General features: G+C 60.7%; 23 protein-coding genes. 11 read left to right on the top strand and 12 right to left on the bottom strand.

Features of this window, described 5'->3' with window-relative positions; all coding sequences use genetic code 11:
• Positions 1-12 precede the first annotated feature (12 nt).
• Entirely contained in the window at positions 13-627 is a 615-nt protein-coding gene (locus JT51_RS09275) for a chloramphenicol acetyltransferase (RefSeq protein WP_037311021.1), read from the top strand.
• Positions 628-796: 169 nt separating this feature from the next.
• Here JT51_RS09275 and phnF read toward each other — a convergent pair whose 3' ends face one another.
• On the bottom strand, positions 797-1507 hold the full coding sequence (gene phnF / locus JT51_RS09270; RefSeq protein WP_037311019.1) for a phosphonate metabolism transcriptional regulator PhnF: 711 nt from the start codon (positions 1505-1507) through the stop codon (positions 797-799).
• A gap of 103 nt (positions 1508-1610) precedes the next feature.
• On the opposite strand from phnF, the gene phnG reads away from it, so the two are divergent.
• From phnG to phnN, 8 genes are all read left to right on the top strand, one after another.
• Positions 1611-2069 (top strand): phosphonate C-P lyase system protein PhnG, encoded by a 459-nt coding sequence (phnG, locus tag JT51_RS09265; protein ID WP_037311017.1) that lies wholly within the window; start codon positions 1611-1613, stop codon positions 2067-2069.
• Entirely contained in the window at positions 2069-2644 is a 576-nt protein-coding gene (phnH, locus tag JT51_RS09260) for a phosphonate C-P lyase system protein PhnH (RefSeq protein WP_037311014.1), read from the top strand. Before phnG ends, phnH begins: the two co-directional genes overlap by 1 nt.
• Before the next feature lie 3 nt (positions 2645-2647).
• On the top strand, positions 2648-3739 hold the full coding sequence (locus tag JT51_RS09255) for a carbon-phosphorus lyase complex subunit PhnI (RefSeq protein WP_037311011.1): 1092 nt from the start codon (positions 2648-2650) through the stop codon (positions 3737-3739).
• Positions 3740-3997: 258 nt separating this feature from the next.
• Entirely contained in the window at positions 3998-4858 is an 861-nt protein-coding gene (locus tag JT51_RS09250; protein WP_037311009.1) for an alpha-D-ribose 1-methylphosphonate 5-phosphate C-P-lyase PhnJ, read from the top strand.
• Positions 4855-5259, top strand: a complete 405-nt coding sequence (locus JT51_RS09245) for a VOC family protein (protein ID WP_037311006.1) — start codon at positions 4855-4857, stop codon at positions 5257-5259. Before JT51_RS09250 ends, JT51_RS09245 begins: the two co-directional genes overlap by 4 nt.
• 5 nt (positions 5260-5264) lie before the next feature.
• The gene (gene phnK, locus JT51_RS09240) at positions 5265-6035 is read left to right on the top strand and encodes a phosphonate C-P lyase system protein PhnK (protein ID WP_037311004.1); all 771 of its coding nucleotides are present in this window, start codon (positions 5265-5267) and stop codon (positions 6033-6035) included.
• 14 nt (positions 6036-6049) lie between these two features.
• Positions 6050-6733 (top strand): phosphonate C-P lyase system protein PhnL, encoded by a 684-nt coding sequence (gene phnL, locus JT51_RS09235; protein WP_037311002.1) that lies wholly within the window; start codon positions 6050-6052, stop codon positions 6731-6733.
• A complete protein-coding gene (gene phnN, locus JT51_RS09230) occupies positions 6730-7278 on the top strand; it encodes a phosphonate metabolism protein/1,5-bisphosphokinase (PRPP-forming) PhnN (RefSeq protein ID WP_037311000.1) in 549 nt (182 codons plus the stop codon). Before phnL ends, phnN begins: the two co-directional genes overlap by 4 nt.
• Here the strand turns inward: phnN and JT51_RS09225 are convergent.
• Positions 7260-7943, bottom strand: coding sequence for a DUF1045 domain-containing protein (locus tag JT51_RS09225; protein ID WP_037310997.1), 684 nt, complete (start codon positions 7941-7943; stop codon positions 7260-7262). The genes phnN and JT51_RS09225 overlap by 19 nt on opposite strands.
• A gap of 52 nt (positions 7944-7995) precedes the next feature.
• Here JT51_RS09225 and JT51_RS09220 point away from each other — a divergent pair, with 52 nt between their 5' ends.
• Positions 7996-9135 carry an alpha-D-ribose 1-methylphosphonate 5-triphosphate diphosphatase gene (locus JT51_RS09220; RefSeq protein WP_037310996.1) on the top strand — a complete coding sequence of 380 codons (1140 nt, stop codon included), beginning with the start codon at positions 7996-7998 and terminating at the stop codon, positions 9133-9135.
• On the opposite strand, the gene JT51_RS09215 is transcribed toward JT51_RS09220, so the two are convergent.
• Genes JT51_RS09215 through JT51_RS09185 form a run of 7 tightly spaced genes read right to left on the bottom strand, consistent with a single transcriptional unit; the run spans position 9136 to position 15630 of the window.
• Positions 9136-9612, bottom strand: a complete 477-nt coding sequence (locus JT51_RS09215) for a class I SAM-dependent methyltransferase (protein ID WP_037310994.1) — start codon at positions 9610-9612, stop codon at positions 9136-9138.
• Complete coding sequence (locus JT51_RS09210; RefSeq protein ID WP_037310992.1) at positions 9609-10382, bottom strand: polysaccharide deacetylase family protein; 774 nt, start codon at positions 10380-10382, stop codon at positions 9609-9611. Before JT51_RS09210 ends, JT51_RS09215 begins: the two co-directional genes overlap by 4 nt.
• On the bottom strand, positions 10379-11518 hold the full coding sequence (locus tag JT51_RS09205) for a glycosyltransferase family protein (protein ID WP_037310990.1): 1140 nt from the start codon (positions 11516-11518) through the stop codon (positions 10379-10381). The genes JT51_RS09210 and JT51_RS09205 overlap by 4 nt, the downstream gene beginning before the upstream one ends.
• Positions 11515-12099 (bottom strand): histidine phosphatase family protein, encoded by a 585-nt coding sequence (locus JT51_RS09200; RefSeq protein WP_037310988.1) that lies wholly within the window; start codon positions 12097-12099, stop codon positions 11515-11517. Before JT51_RS09200 ends, JT51_RS09205 begins: the two co-directional genes overlap by 4 nt.
• On the bottom strand, positions 12096-13172 hold the full coding sequence (locus JT51_RS09195) for a glycosyltransferase family 4 protein (protein WP_037310986.1): 1077 nt from the start codon (positions 13170-13172) through the stop codon (positions 12096-12098). Before JT51_RS09195 ends, JT51_RS09200 begins: the two co-directional genes overlap by 4 nt.
• A complete protein-coding gene (locus tag JT51_RS09190; protein WP_037310982.1) occupies positions 13172-14419 on the bottom strand; it encodes a glycosyltransferase family 4 protein in 1248 nt (415 codons plus the stop codon). Before JT51_RS09190 ends, JT51_RS09195 begins: the two co-directional genes overlap by 1 nt.
• Positions 14416-15630: a glycosyltransferase family protein gene (locus JT51_RS09185; RefSeq protein WP_081894641.1), complete on the bottom strand. Its 1215-nt coding sequence runs from the start codon at positions 15628-15630 to the stop codon at positions 14416-14418. Before JT51_RS09185 ends, JT51_RS09190 begins: the two co-directional genes overlap by 4 nt.
• Positions 15631-16002: 372 nt before the next feature.
• Here JT51_RS09185 and JT51_RS09180 point away from each other — a divergent pair, with 372 nt between their 5' ends.
• Positions 16003-18387 (top strand): mechanosensitive ion channel family protein, encoded by a 2385-nt coding sequence (locus JT51_RS09180; RefSeq protein WP_037310980.1) that lies wholly within the window; start codon positions 16003-16005, stop codon positions 18385-18387.
• A gap of 88 nt (positions 18388-18475) precedes the next feature.
• On the opposite strand, the gene JT51_RS09175 is transcribed toward JT51_RS09180, so the two are convergent.
• The 3 genes from JT51_RS09175 to JT51_RS09165 are packed head-to-tail and all read right to left on the bottom strand — an operon-like array spanning position 18476 to position 22007.
• The gene (locus tag JT51_RS09175; protein WP_037310977.1) at positions 18476-19831 is read right to left on the bottom strand and encodes a CoA transferase; all 1356 of its coding nucleotides are present in this window, start codon (positions 19829-19831) and stop codon (positions 18476-18478) included.
• Positions 19828-20982 carry an ABC transporter permease gene (locus JT51_RS09170; RefSeq protein ID WP_037310975.1) on the bottom strand — a complete coding sequence of 385 codons (1155 nt, stop codon included), beginning with the start codon at positions 20980-20982 and terminating at the stop codon, positions 19828-19830. The genes JT51_RS09175 and JT51_RS09170 overlap by 4 nt, the downstream gene beginning before the upstream one ends.
• A complete protein-coding gene (locus tag JT51_RS09165; protein WP_037310972.1) occupies positions 20979-22007 on the bottom strand; it encodes an ABC transporter permease in 1029 nt (342 codons plus the stop codon). The genes JT51_RS09170 and JT51_RS09165 overlap by 4 nt, the downstream gene beginning before the upstream one ends.
• Between the last annotated feature and the right edge of the window lie 5 nt (positions 22008-22012).

Genomic DNA, 22012 nt, shown 5'->3' with positions numbered 1-22012 from the left:
AAGGGTAAATTCATGGCGCGTCTTCGTTCGGATCAACCGTTCATTCATCCGGATTGCTCAATTGCAAACAGCCAGTTCGGCGAATACGTCGAAATCGGTGCTGGTACCCGCGTGGTGAACACGGTGGTCGGCGATTATTCCTATTGCGACCGAACCTGCGACATCGCCAATGCGCAGATCGGAAAATTCGCCAATATCGCCAGCTTTACCCGGATCGGGGCGACGGATCATCCGATGGAGAAGGCATCCCTGCATCACTTTCTTTACCGCTCGACGGATTACTGGGATGATGCCGAGGACGACGCGGACTGGTTTCAGCATCGTGCAAGCCGGATCACAAGGATCGGGCACGATACGTGGATCGGACACGCCGCTATCATCAAGCCCGAAGTGACCATCGGCCATGGCGCAGTTGTTGCATCTGGCGCGGTCGTGACCAAGGATGTGCCGCCATACACCATCGTCGGCGGGGTCACGGCCGATCCGATCCGATTGCGATTTCCCAGGGGTGTGGCGGATCGGATGATCGCATTGTCGTGGTGGGATTGGGATAGCCTGCGTTTGCGCGCGGCGCTGCCTGACTTCCGCGCGCTGGGGGCTGAGGGATTTCTGGAGAAATACGAATAGGTAACACCCGGCAATCAAAACCCAGCCCTCCCGTGCCCGCGTTCGCTTCGGCTGCGCCGAAACGCCCTGGCGGCCTTGGGCCCGGCGCCGCGCTTTGCGCGGCGCTACGCCCAACGGGATGAGACCTCCGTCAGGAGGTTGAAGACGGGCGGGAGAGGCCCCCCGTGATCTAATCCTCGTTCAGGGTCAATGTAACGCGTTCGCCCGCAAAAACCGTCCGGCCGAATTCCACCGGCACCCCGTTCGGATCTGCGTTCACGCCAACCGAAAACAAGACGGGCGCGCCTTCAGGCAGGCGCAGGTGCAGGGCCTGGGTTACCGTTGCAGCCCGTGCGGTCAGGCGGGTGGAAATGCGGGTGTAATCCGCGATCCCGCATCGCTGCAACGCTTTGGTCACCGACTGCGTTTCCGTCAGCGCCTCCAGAATATCGGGCAAGCGGTCTGCGGGAAAAACGCTTTGGAACAGGCCGATTGGCTGGCCATCCGCCAAAGACAACCCATCATAGACATGTACCGGGTCGCCGGGCTCAAGCTGCAGGGCCTCGGCCTCGGATGCATCCGCTGCGCGCGTCGTCAGTGTGAGGATCTTTTTGCCGGGCATTTTGCCGTTGGCCGAGATGCTTTTGTGGTACCGAACTCGTTTTCCGATTGGATAATCCGTCGGATGCGCGGCCACGAAAACGCCCGCGCCACGACGGGCATGGACCAACCCCTGTTCGGCCAATTCTGACAGTGCACGACGCACCGTGTGCCTGTTTACGCCATGTTTCGCGGACAATTGCGCCTCGGTCGGCAGGCGGTCGCCGGTGCTGTACCGCCCTTCGGCAATTTCCGAGGTGAGGCTTAAGGCGATGCTTTTCCAGACGGGTGTTTTGCTCATGTCACCAAATCTTCACAAGGTTGCGGATTGCGAGTCATCGCGGTGGGGTGTAATATTTGTCTAGTTGTATAGTAAACTTAGACAACCCGGCCAAGAGGTTTTGATGACAGATCAGACAAAAATCACGGGTGGTGCGCGTCAGGAATGGATGGGGCTTTTGGCCCGTGCCCCGGAAAAGGCGGTGCTGGATCTTTGGGCCAATGCCGGGGCGCGGCCGCGCTTTGACTGGTTGCGCAGCCCCGAGGTTGGCGGCGTGATGGTTCGGGGGCGTACCGGAGGCACGGGGGCGCCGTTCAACCTTGGGGAAATGACGGTCACGCGATGTTCCTTGGTGTTGCAGGACGGAACGATCGGGCACGGGTATGTCCAGGGCCGATCCAAACCCAAGGCCGAAGCGGCGGCGCTGATTGATGCGCTGATGCAAACTGACGCCGCAGAAACAATCCGCGCAAAGGTCATCGTGCCGCTCAGGCAGCAGATGCAGGCCGACAGAAACACCCGCGCGGCCAAGGCTGCGGCAACCAAAGTTGAATTCTTCACAATGGTACGGGGAGAGGATTGATGAACGCGCAGACCCAGTTTTCCGGCGGATTTCAGAATGCGCCTGTCGAGGCGGCGGTAGCCTTCCGCGCGGCCATGACGGTTATGGCGCGCCCAGGGGTCATTCGCCCTTTGATCGGCGCCCAGCCGCCCGCGCCATTGTCGATCGCGGCGGGGACCTTGCTGCTGACCCTATGTGATCCGGATACCAATGTGCATCTGGCCGAAGGTGCCGATACCGAGGCTGTGCGCCAATGGCTGACCTTTCATACCGGCGCGCCCATCACGGCCGCCGCCGAGGCGGATTTTGCAATCGGAAGCTGGCAGGCGTTGGGTCCCCTAGACGATTATCGCATCGGGACGGCTGAATACCCCGACCGGTCCGCGACCCTGATCGTGGAATGTGACGCCCTGCACCCGTCCGGCGTTGAACTGAGCGGACCGGGTATCCGTGACACCGCTTTTTTATCGCTGCCCGATGTTCCGGCCTTTCAGGCCAACGCCGCGCTTTATCCGCTGGGGTGCGATTTCTTTTTCACCTGCGGGGACAAGGTTGCGGCCCTGCCACGCAGCACGCAGGTCAGGACGGGGGGCTGAACGATGTATGTCGCTGTCAAAGGTGGTGAAAAAGCCATTGAAAACGCCCACGCCTGGCTGGCCGAGGAAAGACGCGGGTCGACGGATGTGGCCGAGTTGAGCGTTGCGCAAATCCGCGAACAACTCAGCCTTGCGGTGAACCGGGTGATGGCCGAAGGGTCGCTGTATGATCCCGATCTGGCCGCGCTGGCGATCAAACAGGCGCGCGGGGATCTGATCGAAGCAATCTTTCTGATCCGCGCTTATCGGACCACCCTGCCGCGCTTTGGTTATTCCAACCCGGTGGAAACCGCCGCGATGATTTGTGACCGCCGTATCTCGGCCACGTTCAAGGATGCGCCGGGCGGGCAGGTATTGGGGCCGACCTTCGATTACACGCACCGCTTGCTGGATTTCAAGCTGGCCGCCGAGGGTGAGGTGCCCGCCGTATCCGAAGGTCCCGCGCGCACCGGGTCGACGCCGCATATCACCGGGTTCCTCAGGGGTGAGGGTATCATTCAGGACGAACCCGCCAGCGACGAAACCCCTGGTGACCTGACCCGAGAACCGTTGGAGTTTCCGACAGATCGCCCCCTGCGCCTGCAATCGTTGACGCGCGGGGACGAAGGGTTCGTGCTGGGCATGGCCTACTCGACGCAGCGCGGCTATGCCCGCAACCACGCTTTCGTTGGTGAACTTCGGATTGGCAAGGTACCCGTCGAGATGGATATCCCCGAGTTGGGCTTTGCCATCGAGATCGGAGAGATCGAGCTGACGGAGTGCGAAACGGTCAACCAGTTCAAAGGTTCCAAGACGGAACCGCCCCAGTTTACGCGCGGCTACGGGCTGGTCTTTGGTCAATCGGAACGCAAATCCATCGCCATGGCGCTGGTCGACCGGGCACTGCGCTGGAAGGAACTGGGCGAGGACAACCTAGGCGCACCCGCGCAGGACGAAGAATTTGTACTGAGCCATGCTGACAACATTCAGGCGACCGGGTTCCTCGAACATATCAAGCTGCCGCACTACGTGGATTTCCAGTCCGAACTGGAACTGGTGCGCAAGCTGCGCCGCGAAGCCGAGGAGCGCCTGACTTCAAAGGAGGCCGCGGAATGAGCTCAGCGTGCCTGCCGTGTGGCTTCATCCAGGCTGCTACATCTTCTTGCCCTGGGGTCATCAGGCGTTTCGCTGGCAGCAGGAGTGCCCTGGGCCGCGCCTATCGAACTCCAAATGTCAGAATCATCGCGTTGCATAGCACGGCGTCGGCGCTTTGCGTGTCGCGTGTGCCAGAAAAAATAGACCATAACGGCGAAAACGCCCGAGCAATAAACAAATATGTCCACAAAAACACCAAAAAACAAAGTGATACATCAAATGAATGAGTATAACTTCGCATATTTGGACGAACAAACCAAGAGAATGATCCGGCGGGCCATTCTAAAGGGGCTGGCTGTGCCCGGTTATCAAGTGCCTTTTGCCAGCCGCGAAATGCCGATGCCTTATGGTTGGGGCACGGGCGGTGTTCAGGTTTCGGCCGCAACGCTGACGCCGGGTGACACCCTCAAGGTGATAGATCAGGGCGCGGATGACACCACCAACGCGGTTTCGATCCGCAAATTTTTTGAAAATACCGCAGGCGTCGAAACCACCGAGGAAACCGAAAAGGCGACGGTCATCCAGACCCGCCACCGCATCCCCGAGGCCAAGCTGCGCGACGACCAGATCATCGTCTATCAGGTGCCGATCCCCGAACCGCTACGCTTTCTGGAACCGCGCGAGACCGAAACGCGCAAGATGCACAGTCTTGAGGAATACGGCTTGATGCATGTGAAACTGTACGAGGATATCAGCCGACATGGGGCGATCTCGACCGCTTATGCCTATCCGGTGAAAGTGTCGGGGCGATATGTGATGGATCCGTCCCCGATCCCGAAATTCGACAACCCAAAGCTTGAGATGGACGCGATCCAGCTGTTCGGTGCTGGGCGCGAACAGCGCATCTATGCGGTGCCGCCGCATACAAAAGTCGTATCGCTGGATTTCGAGGATTACCCGTTCGAGGCCACAAAAGCCAACCATCCCTGCGACCTGTGCGGGGCCAATGACAGCTATCTGGATGAGGTCATCATGGATGATGCGGGCAACCGGATGTTTGTCTGCTCAGACACGGATTTTTGCCGCTCGCGCCGCGCCGCGGGTTATCAAGGCCGGATGGCCAGGGAGGAAATGCAATGACACGCGAATACATCTTGGGAATTGATCACCTTGGTCTGACGGTTTCGGATCTGGCGGCCACGAAAAGCTTCTTTGTCGACGCGCTGGGTTGGGAGGAGGTTGGCGGTCGGCCGGATTACCCTTCGGTATTCATCAGCAATGGCGCGGCGGTACTGACGCTATGGCAGCAGAAAGGCGACAACCAGCGTGGGTTCGACCGCCATGCCAATGTGGGCCTGCATCATGTCGCCTTCAAGCTCCGCGATCAGGACGCATTGGAGGCTGTGTTCACCACGGTCCAGGACTGGCCGGGTGTTGTTGTGGAATTCGCTCCCGAACCCTCGGGCGCTGGGCCAAAAATCCACTTTATGATCCGCGAACCGGGCGGCAACCGGATCGAATTCGCGTACGACCCGAGGTGAGTGACATGACACCGCTTCTAAGCGTTCAGGACATCAGAAAAACCTACGGTGCGCGGGTTGGTTGCACCGGCGTCAACTTTGACCTCTACCCCGGCGAGGTGATGGGGATTGTCGGCGAAAGCGGTTCCGGTAAATCGACGCTGTTGAACTGTCTGGCGGGGCATCTTGAACCCGACATGGGACGGGTGGTTTTTGACACAAGGGCCGACGGCCCGGTGGACACGGTGACAATGTCCGAACCCGAACGTCGGAAGCTGGGCCGCACCGATTGGGCTTTTGTCCATCAGCACGCCCGCGACGGGCTGCGCATGTCGGTCAGCGCGGGCGGCAATATCGGCGAACGTCTGATGGCCGTCGGAGAGCGCCATTACGGCGCGATCCGAGAGCGGGCCGTAGATTGGCTGGGTCGGGTCGAAATCAGCGAAACCCGCGTCGATGACCGCCCCACGGATTTTTCCGGCGGAATGCAGCAACGCCTGCAGATTGCCCGAAATCTGGTTACCGGCCCCCGGCTGGTGTTCATGGACGAACCGACCGGCGGGCTGGATGTTTCGGTTCAGGCGCGCCTGCTGGACCTGCTGCGCGGATTGGTCCGCGAGATGGGGCTGAGCGCGATCATCGTCACCCACGATCTGGCTGTGGTGCGCCTGCTGGCGGATCGGCTGATGGTGATGAAAGACGGGCATGTGGTCGAAAGCGGGCTGACCGATCAGGTTCTGGACGATCCGCAGCACGCGTACACGCAACTGCTGGTGTCCAGCGTGTTGCAGGTTTGACAGGGGGCGAGAGGATGATTGAACTCAGGAACGTCAGCAAAAGCTTTACCCTGCACAATCAGGGCGGCGCGGTGATCCCGGTAATGCGGGGGGCTACTCTCAAGGTCGCGCCCGGTGAATGCGTTGCGCTAACTGGTGCGTCCGGGGCAGGCAAGTCGACCCTGATGCGGGTGATTTATGGCAACTATCTGGCGGCCTCGGGGCAGGTTCTGGTGGGTGGTCTGGATGTGGCCCGGGCTGAACCACGTGAAATCCTGGCCTTGCGGCGCAAGACATTGGGATACGTCAGCCAGTTCCTGCGCGTCGTGCCGCGCGTGCCAACGCTGGAGGTGGTGGCCGAGCCGCTGCTGGTCATCGGCTGCGACAGGCAGGCTGCGCTGGACAAGGCGGCGACCCTGCTGGCGCGGTTGAATATTCCCGAACGGTTGTGGACCCTTAGCCCCACGACGTTTTCGGGCGGCGAACAGCAACGTGTGAATATCGCCCGTGGGTTCGCCCATGACTATCCAGCGATGCTGCTGGACGAGCCGACGGCGTCGCTGGATGCCCAAAACCGGGAAACGGTATTGGCGCTGATTGAAGAGGCCAAGTCGCGCGGCGCTGCGATCGTGGGCATTTTCCATGATGTTGATGCGCGTGAACGCATCTGCGACCACGAGGTCGACGTATCGGACTTCACCCCCGGTATGGCCGCATGAGCCGCGCGCCGGTAATCGCCGTAGTCGGGCCTTCGGGCGTCGGCAAGGACAGCGTGATGGAGGCGCTGGCTGCGCGTGCCCCCGGCATTCACCGAATGCGTCGGGTTATCACGCGCCCCGCCGGTGAAGAGGGCGAAGATTTCGACCGGGTGTCCACCGCCGTTTTTCAACAAATGGTCGGTGATGGGGCCTTTGCCCTGCATTGGGCCGCGCATGGGTTGTTTTACGGGGTGCCCGCCAGCATCGACCAGTCAAGGCAGCAAGCTGATGCCGTTCTGGTCAACTTTTCCCGCTCGGTTCTGCTTCGGGCGCAACAGGTGTTTGGTGATCTGATCGTGGTCTCGCTGACCGCCGATCCACAGGTTCTGGCCCAACGCCTGTCCACGCGCGGGCGGGAAAGTGCTGCCGAGCAGGCGCAGCGGCTCAGCAAGGCCAATACGCCGCTGCCCGATGGGTTGACCCGTGTGATCACCATCGACAATTCCGGGCCGCTTGAGCAGACGGTTGAGGCGATACTCTCCCAGCTTCAACCGGAAAGGGCGTAACGATGGATCAGGTGAAACCGCCCGTCCTCGGCCTCTCCGACCAGCGCCAGATCAGTAATGTGGAACGGGGTGGGCAGCAGCGGCGCAAGCTGCGATTGCAACACGGCCTGAACGGCTGCAAGCGTCGCCTTGTCCAGCTTGCCGCTGAGGGTGATGTGAAAGCGGAACGACTCCATCACGTAGGGATACCCCCAGTGGTCCAGATTGGTCTCTTGCTGTGCGGTCAGACCGGCGGCGCGGCGGCGGTCCAGCTCGGCTTGGGGGGCGGGCGCGCGAAACATGTCCAGATCGCGCACACAAGCGGCCGCAAGCGTGTTCAGCGCGCCTTCGTCGCCCCGCGTGCGCAACGCCAGAAAGCGCCCCAGCCGGGCGATCTCAAGCCCGTCCAGCGTGACGGGCGCTTGACGTGCGGCCAGCAGGGCGCAGGCATCTTGCAGCTCGGCAACCGAACACCCGGACCGCAGGCGAAACGGCGGTTTGATCGTCGCGTGCAGCCCGTATTTCCGCGGCACTTCGGTCACGGCGGCAACATCCACACCTTCGAGGACCGGCTGCGCAACTTTGCGCCCGGTTTCCATATCCCAGCCCAGCCAACTGGTGGCGAAAGCTGCCCACCGGGCATCCTGGGGGGGTGCAAAATAAATCGCGTATCGCGTGAATGTCACATTGGCCTCCTATGCGTGGCCTTCCCAATAGCTCAATCCGTGTGAAGTTCAGATGACAGAAGAAATGATCCTTGCCAATGCCACGCTTGTGCTTCCCGATGAGACGGTCACAGGCAGCGTTCGGATTGTCGGCGAAACAATTGCCGAGGTTGCAACGGGCCCGTCGGTGCCAACAGGTGCGGTCGACTGCGACGGCGACTATGTCAGCCCGGGCCTGGTCGAATTGCACACCGATAACCTTGAGCGTCACATCCAACCGCGCCCCAAGGTCGACTGGCCCCACGCAGCCGCGATTCTGGCCCATGACGCAGAACTGGCCAGTACCGGGATTACAACCGTGTTTGACGCGATGCGTGTGGGATCAATTCCCTCTGGGCAGCGATACGCGAAATACGCGCGTGGTCTTTCGCGCGAGCTGTGGCAACTGCGCGAGCAGGACGCTTTGAAGATCAGCCATTTCCTGCATCTGCGGGCCGAAGTTTGCTCGGAAACGCTTGTCGAAGAACTGGACGAATTCGGGCCCGAAGACCGCGTCGGGCTGGTCTCGCTGATGGATCACACACCGGGTCAGCGGCAGTTCCGCGACATCACCAAGCTTGAAGCCTATCTGAAAGGAAAGCTGGGGTTAGACGGCGACGGCTTTCAACGGCATGTTGCGGACCTCAAGGCGTTGCGGGACCGAAACGGGGACAAGCATGAGATCGAGACGGTCAAAGCCGCCAAACGGTTCGGCGCGATGCTGGCCAGCCATGATGACACGACCGACGAACAGGTGCGCGTCTCGGCTGGTCACGGTATTCGGCTGGCCGAATTCCCCACCACGGTCGAGGCCGCGCGCGCCTGCCACGAACACGGGATCAAGGTGATGATGGGCGCGCCGAATGTCATCCGGGGTGGGTCGCATTCCGGCAATGTGGCCGCATTTGAGCTGGCCGATCTTGGGCATCTCGACATCTTGTCGTCGGACTATGTGCCAGCGGCTTTGCTGCTGTCGGCGGCGCGTCTGGGCGAGCTGTGGGGTGACATGCCCCGCGGTCTGAAAACCGTGACCCAAACCCCGGCGCAAGCGGTCGGGTTGAATGACCGGGGTGAGATTCGGGTCGGAGCCCGTGCAGACCTCATCAGGTTCCGGATGCGTGAGGGCGCGCCAGCACTGAACGGCGTCTGGTCGCGTGGGCGGCGTGTGTCCTGATCAGGCCCTGTAGAACAGATACCGGTCCGGCGCTATCGTGTCCGGCCCGTGTATCTGTTTAAACCCGACCAGAGGTTGCCCCGAAATCAGCAGCGCACCGGGCAGCATCACCTGCGCAATCCAAGGGCTGAGATGGGCAGCCTCGGCAACGTCGTCGTCCTTGATGCCACGTCCGAAATCATAGTGGGCCATCGCGATCTTGGGGCCACCTTTGGCCAACCTGTTCAGCATCGGGCCTGCCTCACCCTGCAAAAAATCCTCGGCTGGCGGAGTGCTGGATGGGTGGCATTGCAGCACCCGATCCATCACCCAGATGCGTCGGTCCGGCAGGATTTCCCGCAGGTGGTCATAGGTGCGGCCATTGCCAAGGCCCATGTCCAGAACATCGCCAGCCATGTCGCCAATCTGGGCCGCCGCCCAGTTCAACCCGTCGCGTTGGGCCGTCAGGCGGCGCAGCATGGAATCCAGTCGGCTCATTCGGGTCTCCGTATCATGTCGGTTTGCGGCGCGGTCCAGGCAACACCGGGGCCGTCCAGTAATCTGCGCAGCAGGTCTTTGGTAAAGGTCCAGATGTCCTGATCATGAACCAGATGATGGGTCAAGACGCCAAACGGTTCGGTGATGTCGGCACCCCCCGTGCGGCGATCCCGCAGCAGATCTGAGGTCTTTACGATCAGGTCATTCGGTGCGGCCAGACCACGCGTCCCGCGCCAGTCGATGGGGTCCAGATGGGTGTTGATCTGCTCAATCCCCGGCGCGGGAAACCTTGTCCGGCGCGGTGTCGCGGTTGAGATGAAGTGGTAGCCCGCACCCGGCAACTCCCGCACCACGTCGGGCGCGATACGGTTCCAGGGCGGCACGAACATCGGGCAGAGTTTATCGCCGAACAGCCCTTGCATCTGCTTCAGCCCTGACCGCGCATCAGAAAGGATTTCCTCCAAAGGCCGGTGCAGGCGGAATTCGGACTTCTTTTCATCCGGCGGCGCGTGGTTCAAATGTGCCCAGCCGTGAACGACCGGGATCAATTCCGGTTGGTGTGTCACAACGTCCACCAAAGTGCGATCCGCATCACGGGGGATGGCCGCAAGATGCACAGGCAACGCAAGCGTTTTGGACAACTCGGACAGTCGCTCAAGCTGCGGCGTTGCCGAGATGGCATCGTCATCGCGCCACCAAAGGGGCAGGGACAGCCCGCGCGCCTGCCAGACATCAAGCTCGGATTGCAGGGGGGTCCAGTCGGGTGTCACGCGCGCTCCATCAGGGTTTTTGCAATCTCGACCGATCTGGCGGCCCCGTCAAACCCCTGTTGGGATGCGGGGCGCGGGGCGGCCTGGATCACCTTGTCGACGGCCCGTGCCAAAGAGTCGCCATCCAGATTCTGGCTTGTCAGAACTTCGATTGCCGAAAGATCTGACAGACTCTGGCCGCGCAGGCTTTGTTCAACTTCGTTGCCGTCGTCAAAGGGGATGAACACGGCAGCTGTGCCGGATTGCAGGATGTCCAGCGCGGTGTTGTATCCGCACATGCTGACCGAGGCCGCCGCATGGGGCAACATCTGGCGGAAATCCGGGCGCACGGGTTCCAGCGTGACGGGCGCGTCGCCAACCAGCGGCTTCAGAAATTCGATGCGCGTCGCCGCGTCTTGTCCGCCAACCAACAGGCGCCAGCGCCTGTTGGGCATCTTGCGGGCGGCCTCGATGGCCGCGCGAAAGATCGGCTGGCCCACCGATCCTCCGCCCGCGCTGACCAGAATTTCGCCTTTCCCCGCCGCTTCGGGGTGCGGCACCGGGGGGCGTGGGGCGACAAAACCCGTATAAAACAAACGCGGTCGTAAACGTTCGGACACCGGCCAACTGATATCCAGGGGCACTATGCTTTGGTCCGAATGAACAAGGACGCCATCATAGTGGCGGCAAACGACGTCCTCGGTCCGCTCCGCCTTTGATGGTTTCGAAGGCGGGGCCAGAATATCCCGGATCGAACCCAGAACGATTGGGCGGCGTGGCATCTTCTGCGCGGCCTCCAGCGTGGCCCCGAACTCGGCCGCCAGAGAGCGGCGGCCAAAGGGAAACAGCTCTGTGATCAGAACGTCCGGTGCAAAGCTCTGGAGGGCGGCAACCAAAGCGGTTTCGCGGGCCTGAAGATAAGCTGCATCCGCCACCTCACCCGCCTGCGTCAACAGCCGCGTGAAATCTGTGCCGTCCGAGCGCAGCGGCGGCAACCCAAGCAGATCCATGCCCGAGCTGTCCAGTTGTGGCGCAGGCATCCCGCCGGATACGACAAGTGTTTCATGCCCGTCCTGAACGAAAGCCCGGCCCAAGGTCAGCGCCCGGCTGAGATGCCCGGTCCCCAGCAAATGCGTGACGACGATCATCACCTTCATTGGGGCGTCTCCGGTTTCAGCAGGCGAACGGGGTCCGGCAAGGCGGTTTGTGTTGTCATATCGACGATATACAGGCGGTTGCGCTTGATTTTAAAGGGCGCGTCTCCGCTGAAATCCCATCCCCAGGCGCGTGCCAGAATGACCCGCATTATGCCGATGTGGCACACCGCAACTGCGTCGCCCTGTAAACCGGCCAGCCAGGGTTGCAGACGGGTCAAGACCTCTGCCGGGCTTTCACCGCCCGGTGGGCGGAAATCCCATCCCCAATCTTCGATGTGACGGTAGCCGCTGATGGGGTCTGCGATCAGGTCGACGCCGCGCAGGCCCTCCCAATCGCCCCAATTCATCTCGGTCAGCGCGTCCGAGGTGCGGGGGTTCCGCCCCGATACCAGCTGCGCTGTCTCACTTGCTCGCAACAGGGGGCTGGACCACACGGTTGCCTTGTCCCATGGCGCAGGTAGGTCATAGGTCGCCAGTTCCGAGCGCGCATCGGCATCCAGCGGAATATCGCTGCGCCCCTGAATGCGGCCTGCACGGTTCCAATGCGTGTGACCGTGACGAAGCAGGGCCAGCCGGGTCATGCGGTGCCCGCTATCAACGGGCGCGTGACCTGCCAGAACCGCTTGGTTGCGGCGGGCATCAGGTGGCGTTGGGATACGTGCGCCCGCGCCTGAGCCCCCAGCGAAAGGCGCAGGGGAAGATCGGGCAGCAGCGCCTGCATTTTCGCGGCCAGCCCTTCGGGCCCTGCGTCGACCGGGGGGTAGTCCGAAGGCGTCAAGACATCCCGGACCCCCGGTCTGTCTTGTGCCACAACCGGTACGCCGCTGGTCTGCGCTTCCAGATAGATCATGCCATAAGCTTCATTCACGCCGGGCCAGACCAAAAGGGACGCTGCCCCGTAATGCGTTTGCAGCGCGTCCCGCCCAAGCTGCCCCAGAAACCGAACCTTTGACCCAAAAGGCGCCATCAGCGTCCGGACATCAGCCAGTGCGGGGCCGTCGCCCACGATGTTCAGCGCCCATTCGCCGGTCAGATGCGTCAGCGCCTGCGCAAGCAGCTTGTACGATGCCAGCTTGTCGCCGTGCCGCATCATGCCAACCGCCAGCATGGGGCCGTCACAGCCGGACGCAGGTGGCAGGTCGGATATCGGCAAAAAGGGGGGCAGTTCCGCAAGGGTCTGCGAGCCGCATCTGTCTCGTTCCAGCGTGATCAGATCGTTTGCGGTGTGGTAGAAAATCACCTGCGCCATGTCGCAGGCATCATGCGCGGATTTGGCAAAGCCGGCCCAAGGACCATGTAAACGGCTGCTCGCGCGTGTGCTTTCCAGTTGGACGTAAGGAATGTTTCGGGCCTTGCATACAAGCGGCCCCAACAGATCAGGGGCCTTGTAGTAATTGTGATACGTTACCCATAACGCCGTATCGTGGGGCATGTCCCGGATCAGGCGCTGTGCCTCGGCCTCGGCTTCGGCGCGCAAACTGTACTGAAGCTGCGCATCGCCATGTTTGTCGTAGATGCGCAGCCGGGACACAAGATCAACGAAATCCCCTTGCGCGCCAATCGCCTGCATCAGATTTCGCGCCATTTCACGATCCCCCGAAGGCACCGGGCTGTCGGGTGATTTCATTGGGGTGTAAAAGGCGACGCGGGCCATCAGTCTCTGTCCGCGCCCAAAGCGCACAACCGTTTGGACAAAAGGGCAATTCCGGGGTCCATGCGAAACTCGGCGATCAGCCGGTCATAGGCTGCACCGGCTATGGCCGCCGTTTGTTCGGGGTCTGCGGCCAGACGGGTTATGGCTGCGGCAAGCGATCCGGGGTCGTCGTCTGACAATACGCCGTGCGTCCCCGTTTCTATGAACTCGGGGATGGCTGAAACCGGTGTGGACAGAATCGGCAGCAATTGCGAGGCAGCCTCCATCAGTACATTCGGCAAGCCATCGCGATCCCCGTCCGCTGCGATCCTGCTGGGCAGGACGAACAGATCGGCTTGGCGCATGGCTTCGATGACTTCGGGTTGGTCACAGGCCCCGTTCCACGAAATCCGATCTGAAAGACCTGCGGTGCGGGCGCGGTCGCGCAGCGGGCCGCCCAGGCTGCCGCCACCGATATGGGTCCAGTGCCAGTCGAGCGTATCCGGCAACAGGCCAAAGGCGTCGATCAGGCGGTCAAACCCCTTTTTCTCGACCAGCCGACCGACGGACAGCATGTGAAACGGGCCGTCAGGGGCGCGTGGCGCGCGCACGGGCGGTGCAGGGAACCGGCTCAGGTCCAGCCCGTGATAGATCAGATCAACGCGCGCCGGATCATCGGCCAGGCTGCGCAGGTGTTCTGCCCCGATCGCGGTGCAGGTCGCGCCAAAAGCTGCGCCATATGTATCCGCCCGCAGCTTTTCCGATTTCTCCCACTCCGGCGAGGTCCAGATGTCCTTGGCGTGGGCGGAAAAGCTCCACGGTAGGCCGCGCATGATTGCGGCGTAACGGGCAACGGACGAGGGCGTATGCATGAAATGCGCATACATCACCCGCGTAGATTCCGGCAATTCGGCGGCCAGCACACAGGCCTGACCGAAACGGCGGATACGGTTGTGGGTCGGGTCGCGGCGCAGGTCGGCGCGCCAGATTGCATAAGCCTTGGCATAGCCGGGCAGGTCCTGCGCGATGTGGCGGGCCGCCCAGACGCGCTGTGGCTCGTCATACAGGTATTCCGGCAGGTAACGCACCTGCCCGCGAAACCGGTCGTGCAGCGGGTGCCGTTTGACGTCCGTGGGGTGACGCAGCGACCAGATATCAAAACTGTGGCCCGCCTCCTGCAAAGCGACCAATTCCTGGGCGATAAACGTCTCGGACAGGCGCGGCCAGCCTTTGACCAGCACCGCCAGTTTGGGCTGTGCAGCGGTCATCCGGTGGCCCGTTCCTGTTCCCGGTTCAGCAACGCGTCAATACGGTCGGTGACGTAATCCAACCCGTCCAGCAACCCATCCCGGATTGCCTGCGATGGCAGTGGTTGATGTGGCAGTTCGCGGATGGCCTTGATCATCGCATCCGTAGACAGGCCGTCGCGGTATTCGTCCAGCATCCGGACAAGGCCCAGATTTTCCGCGTGCGACGCCCGAATCCATTGCTCTAGCCGTGGCGTTGTGCGCGGCACGATGACGGCGGGTTTGTCAAAGGACAGAACCTCGCAGAATGTGTTGTAGCCGCCCATGCAGACCACACCGGCAGCCCCGGCAAACAACGTTTCGATCTGGGATTCGAAACCGACAGCCGTCACCCGCCCGTTCAGCGCGGCAACGCGGGTCTCAAAATCCTCGCGCAGTTCACCGGACAGGAAGGGGCCATAGACCAGCAGCGCGCGTGGCGACAGGTCCGGGTCTTTTTCATAGGCGGACAGGACAAGGTTGACCATCGCCTTACCGTCGCCACCACCGCCCGGTGTGATCAGGATATAAGGTTGCTCGGGCGGTTCCGACACTGGCCCCAGATCCCGACGCAGATAGCCCGTCCAGTGTATCCGCGATTGCGTGGCGGGGCTAAGCGGAAGGCCCCTGGTCGGATCATAGATCGAACGCAGCCCATAGACCCAGATTTCATCATAGAATGCCTCGGTTGCGGCGACGGCCTCTTTCCGCTCCCACTCGGCAGCCAGAACCTCGGGCTCGTCCAGAACGTCGCGCAGGCCCAAAACCAACCGGGTCCGCTGAGACTGAAGCAGGATTTCCAGCGTGGGCAGCAGCTCACCGCGAAAACCGGTGGGTTCCTTGTCGACGATCAGAACATCGGGGTCGAATTGCTGAACCGCGGTCTGAATCAGGCCCGAGCGCAGTTCGGTCACTTCTTCGATGCCCATGCCGATTGTCTGCGAGGCATAAGACCCGTCGGCGCGTTTGGTCACACCCGGCAAACGCACATGGTCGACCCGACGCGGAAAAGTGAACCGCCCGGCGACGGGCGATCCTGTCAGGATCAGGGCCGAGGCCTGTGGGTTTGCCTGCGTGATCGCACCGGCAAGGGCACGCGACCGGCGCAAATGACCCAACCCGAACGTATCGTGACTGTAGAACAATATGCGCGGCGCACGGCCCGTTTTTTCGTTTTGTATTCCTAGGCTCATGCCTTCGCCTGTTACTTTGTCTCGGTGCAATTGCGCGCGTTTACATCTGTTATCGTATATTCCTTGCTACTGCTTGCCAAAGGGGTCGCCAAGCCCCGGCAATTTCAGCAAGCATTGCGAATTGGCAACATCCTGAATTCCGGTTCTGTCGTGAATGCCTATAGCACCGTTTTCGCTGTTGGCGCCCTTAGACAAGCCCATAGTAGCGAATTGGTCATATTCAGTTTTTCCGGACTTGGAAACAGTCTAATCGCCGCCATGGCACACGGAACACGGCTGCGCATGATATCGCGAAGAAAAAAGCAGAAGATTTGAACACGGGCTGGCGCTTCTGTAACCTGTTCGCAAGATATGAGCTGGATAAAAAATACGATGAAACTCAAACTGTTTGCTGGAATTGCGTCGTTTATCTGGGCGGTCAGCCTGGCCTGTGTCACCCAAGCGGTGGCGCAAACCTCGCTTATTCCGGGGTACACTTCGGGAACAGAATCCAGTTCTGAGGCGTCGGAAGACGGCGATCTGGCTGCTGCGATACGGTCCGCGACCGAGGCAGGGGCAAGTGTGATCGTCATCGACAGCGGGGGTCAGGTTGTCTCTTCGGGCGGACAGCAGGGTGCCGACGCCAATGCCACGTCTGCGCATGACGCAATGGCTGAGGGCTCGCAACTGATGAAGGCGCAAGAGCGGTTTTCGAGGTTCCGCGCGTCCATGGAATCTCGGTTGCAGGCTTTGCCCTATTCCATTTTCGAGATGCAGTACGTCCTGCGCCAAACCAGCCCGGACGGTCGGATACAAACCTATGTCGAGGTCTTGCTCTGGAACATATTGTTCCTGCTGCTGGGGCGTTGGCTGTCCATTGAAATCTATGGAAAACGCATCGCGCGCCGGATCGTTGTGGCGCGATCCAAGGAAAACCCGCAGGGGTATCGTGAAAAGATGCCGTTTCTGGTGTTCCGCTTCTTTATGGGCATCGGGGCCACGATCTTTGCGATGGTGCTGGCACTGATTGCGGGGTTCCTGTTTTTCGGCGAGGCCGAAGACATCTCGATTCAATTCACGGTCACGGCGATCTTTTCGGGCTTTTTCCTGGCTCGCACCGCGTCCGACCTGTGGCGGATGGTCCTGTCACCGTATCTGAGCCAATACCGCCTGCCGCCCTTCTCGGATCGTGATGCAAAGCGGTTGTACTACTGGGCTTCGGCGCTGGCGACGTATGATATATCGGTTGTATTGTTTGCGACCTGGGTGGCGGATTTCGGACTGAACTATAACGTTTACGCCATGGTTTACGGCGGGCTGACCATGTTCGGCGCGATCGGGAACGTGCTGATGATCCTGTTTAACGCCCGGGCTATTTCGAATGCCATTCGCGGTGGCCGGATGCCGGATCAGGTGTCGTGGATTTTGCGCCTGATCTCGTTTTCCTGGGCGCCGGTTTTGACAGTGTATATGGTGTTCAGCTGGTTCAAGCTGGCCGTCGATCTGGTGCTTGAGAACGAGAACTCGATTCCGATTGTTGCCAGCAGCTATGCGATCTTCATGTCAGTGGTCGTTGCCTACGGGGCCATGAACTATCTGCTGGAGCGGTACTTTGACCGCAACCGCCAGATGGACGAGATGAACGCCCAGGCTCAGGCCGAGGACGACCCAGAAGCCGAGGAAGTAACCGAAACACCGCAGGCAGAGAAACGTAAGCACGCGATCCTGACCTATGAGGATCTGGCACGTCGTGTGGCAGGTATCCTTGCGTTTGTTGTCGGGCTTTATGCCCTGGCGGTCATCTGGAACCCAGAGGCCAGCTGGAGCGAGGACCTGCCGATCGAACGGGCCTTGGATGTGATGGTGATCCTGTTCATCGGATATATCCTTTTCCACTTTTTCCGTGTCTGGATCGACACGAAGATCGCCGAAGAAACCGACGATGGCAGCGCCGATGCCGAATTGGGGGATGAGGGCGGCGAAGGTGGGCAAAGCCGGTTGGCGACTTTGTTGCCGCTTTTCCGTGGCGCGATCCTGGCCGTTGTTGTTGTCACCATCGCACTGATTGTTCTGATGGAACTTGGGATCAATGTCAGCCCGTTGTTCGCGGGCGCGGGTGTTGTTGGTCTGGCCGTTGGTTTCGGCTCACAGACATTGGTGCGTGATATTTTCTCGGGCGCGTTTTTCCTGATGGATGACGCGTTCCGCAAGGGGGAATACATCGACATTGGGGACGTAAAGGGGACAGTGGAAAAGATATCGGTTCGCTCGTTCCAATTGCGCCACCATCTTGGGGCGCTGAACACTATTCCCTTTGGTGAAATCAAGGTTCTGACCAACTATTCCCGCGACTGGGTCATCATGAAGCTGCCGCTGCGGGTCACCTATGACACCGATGTCGAGAAGGTGCGGAAGCTGATCAAGAAGCTGGGTCAGGAATTGCTGAGCGATCCAGTGATTGGTGAGAACTTTATCCAGCCGTTGAAATCCCAGGGCGTGATCGAGATGCAGGATTCGGCAATGATCATCCGGGTGAAATTCATGACCAAACCCGGCGATCAGTGGTTGGTCCGCAAGAAAGTCTATCAAGATATACGAGAGCTGTTCGCGCGCGAAGGTATTCGCTTTGCGCACCGCGAGGTCACGGTTCGGCTGGCGGACGGCAAAGAGGCGGAAAATCTGTCCCCGAAAGAGCGCGAAGCAGTCACCGGTGCGGTGCAAGCTGCAATTGACGAGGATTATCTGGACGACATTGGCCCCGGTGGCGATGACCGCTAGGGGCTGCTCCCGCCCCTTTGAATTGCGTCTCTGACGAGACGCCAACCAAAGCGTTGGGCCGGGCTGCGCGTGCCGCGCAGCGGGTGCGTCATGTGGAAAGCGACGACCAGACCGGCACTGAAGTACCCAGCTTTGATGCAGGCAGGGGCCAGGACATGCGGGCGGCGCCCACGGTCAAGGCCGGTTTCAGGCGGTGACCGGGGCCCCAGTCCGACGCCTCGGGCGTCTGGGAATAATCTGCCGGTTCAGCCTCGGTGATTTCTTTGTTGGTGTCTGACTTTCCCAGAACGGCCAGCAATTCAGCCGTGCGGGCCAGCGAAAGCTGCGCGTGCATGACAGAGTTCCCCGAGGCAGCCTCGGCCAGGGCAGAAAGGATGGCGGCGGCCATCAGGTACCCTGTGGCATGATCCAGCGCCTGAACCGGCAGCGGGGTTGGCTTGTCGGTATTTGCCCAGATGCGACCGGCATCCGCGATCCCGGCGCTCATTTGAATAAGACTGTCAAAGCCGCGTCTGTTGGACCACGGCCCTTGCCACCCATAGGCATTCAAAGTGACCTCGACCCGGTTTGGGGCCAGCGCGTCGCGTTTGGCTTTGGTCAGGCCAAGGGCATCCAGCGCCCCGGGACGATATCCATGAACAAAGACGTCAGCTTGCGACAACAGATCCTGCAGCTTTTCCAAGCCCGCCGGTGTTTTCAGATCCAGATACGCGCAGTGTTTGCCAAGGGATATGTCCGGGATTATTCCGGGCTCGTCCCATCCCGGTGGGTCGATACGCAGCACCTCGGCCCCGAATCCGGCCAGGGTGCGGGTCGACACAGGCCCCGCCAGAATGCGGGTCAGATCCAGAACGCGCAGACCCGCCAGCGGGCGATTGGCGGTGGCTTGGGGTCGGTCGCGCAGCGTGATCCGTCGGGGGCTGTGCCAGTTAATAAGCGGGTCGCGCGACACTGCCCGACCCTGAGGGTGATCTGCCCAATCTGCACGGCTGCGCATCGCGGCGGCAACGCCGCCTTCGGCGACGATTGCTGCCTCAAGTTCAGCTATGGCCAATTTTTTCAGGGCTGCGGCGACCGCGTTCCTTTCAGCGGAAACGCCGAGCACCTTTAACGCGGCGGCCCTGTGGCGGGGCAGGTTGGTGTGCAGCCGTATCCATCCGTCTGAAGCCTGATAATTGCCAGCAATTGCATCCCAGAGGCTGGGAACCTCCCACCCGTCTGGTTTGAACGATAGCCCGTACCACAAAGAGGCCAAACGGTGATCAATCGAAACGTCGGGCGTGCCCGGCGTCAGGTTCAACGCGGTCACGAGGCGTGCCAGTTCCTGACCTACAGAAGCAAAACTTGCTGTCGCCAGTTCCGAGACGGCAAATACGCTGGCGCGCGCGCCCGACCCCGTCGTTCGGTAACTGTCCGAGGCAGGAAGGGCCGACAGCAAAGTCATTGTTGATACGGATCCAGACTGTCGCGTAACCCATCGCCAAGGAAGTTGAAGGCCAGCACGATGACGATGATCGGCAGCATTGGGATTGCCGTCCACGGGTAAATCTCGATCGAGGCCAGATTCTGTGCATCATTCAGCATCACGCCCCAACTGACCGCAGGTGCCCGCAACCCCAGACCCAGAAAGCTGAGCGCGGTTTCCCCAAGGATCATCGCCGGGATCGACAATGTGGCTGACGCGATAAGATGTGACATGAAATTCGGCAACAGATGCTTGCGGATCACCCGGCCGGAACTTGCGCCCATCATCTCGGCCGCGCGCACGTATTCCTCTTCGCGCAGGGACAGGAATTTGGCGCGCACGGATCGGGCCAGCCCCGGCCAGTCGAGGATGCCGAGGATGATCGAGATGATGAAGAACACCGCTACCGGGCTCCAGTTCGAGGGCACCGCAGCGGACAGCGCCAGCCACAAGGGCAGTTCCGGCAGTGAGCGCAGGACTTCGATCACGCGGTTGATGACCCAGTCGATCTTGCCGCCGAAATAGCCCGCCATCGACCCGAACAGAATGCCAAGCGAAAACGACACAGTGATGCCAATCAGGCCAACTGTCAGCGACAGCTGAGCGCCGTAAAGGATGCGGCTGAACACATCACGACCCAGGCGGTCAGACCCCCACAGAAACAGCGTGGCACCCTCGGGCGCGCAGAACAGGTGAGTGTTCGATTTTATCAACCCTGCCAGCTTGTATTCTGCCCCTTCACAGAAAAAGCGTACCGGGCGCGGGTCTTGGGTATCGGACACGAATTTCCACTGAAAGGTCTCAAGGTCGGCCTCGGCCACGATGGGAAAGACATATGGCCCGACAAGCGCGCCCTCGTAAAACCAATTGACGCTTTGGGGTGGGGCGTACAGGTGCTCTCCGTTCCGCTCATTCGGGCCATAGGGCGCGATGAACCCCGCAAAGGGCAGCATCAGGTAGCACAGCAGCAGGAACAGGCCCGAGATCAGGCCCAGTTTGTGCGTTCTGAACTTGCGCCAGACCAGTATCCAGTTCGGGGCATCCAGATCGGCGCGCTCAAGCTGTTGCAGCGCAGCATTTGGGTCAAAGGGGGCTTCGTCGACATAGCGACCGTCGGGATGTTTGGTCATGCTTCGCGCCCCTCATACCGAATGCGCGGGTCCAGCATGACCAGCAGGATGTCGGAGATCATGGTGCCGATCAAGGTCAACAGGGCCACGAACATCAAAATGAAGGCAGACAGGAATTGATCCTGCGTTTTCAGGGCTGTCAGCAGGGTCGGGCCGATGGTTTGCAGCCCAAGAACGACCGAGACCAGAACCGAGCCGGACACCATTGAGGGCAACAGGTTGCCGATATCAGCCACAAACGGGTTGAACGCCACGCGCAGCGGGTATTTGGTCAGCATCCGCGACGGGGCCATGCCCTTTGCAATTGCGGTTTCCACATATGGTTTACCCAATTCGTCCAGCATATTGGCCCGAAGGCGCTGCATCATCGCCGAAGCACCCGAGGTGCCGATCACGAATGTCGGAACGATCAGGTGAATAAGGATGGATTTCAGTTTGTCCCAACTCATCGGTTCACCTTCGAAGGACGGGTCCATCAACCCGCCGATGGGCAGGTTGAAATAGCGGTGACCATAGTAAAACAGGATCAACGCCAGCAAAAAGTTGGGTGTCGCCAATCCCAGATAGCCGACAAAGGCCGAGGTATAGTCGATCCATGTGCGTGACTTTGCAGCGGCTAAAACCCCCAGGGGCAGGGCGACCGCATAGACAAACAGGATCGCCGCCAGATTGACCACCACGGTCAACCACAGGGTGTCACCTACGATCTCGGCCACTGGGCGGTCAAATTCGAAGGACCACCCATAGTTGCCTTGCAACAAACCCTCAAAGCCATGCGGGCCGGGCCAGAACCCGATCCAGATCAGGTATTGTTCCCACATGGGACGGTCCAGCGCGTATTCAGAGCGCAGGAATTCCGCCTTGGCAACACCCGCAGATTGCCCCGAGGCCTGAAGCTCGGCGATCTGGTTGCTCAGATAGTCGCCGGGCGGCAGGTTGATGATCACGAAGACCAGCATCGACACCACCAACAGCGTCAGTAGCATCGTGAAAAAGCGATACACCGCATAGCGCAGCATGACCATTTAGC

The sequence above is a fragment of the Ruegeria halocynthiae genome, assembly GCF_000743705.1.
Classification (GTDB): Bacteria; Pseudomonadota; Alphaproteobacteria; order Rhodobacterales; family Rhodobacteraceae; genus Ruegeria; species Ruegeria halocynthiae_B.
The sequence above is the reverse complement of the archived record's forward strand: the minus strand, read 5'-3'. Positions and strand labels throughout refer to the sequence as shown.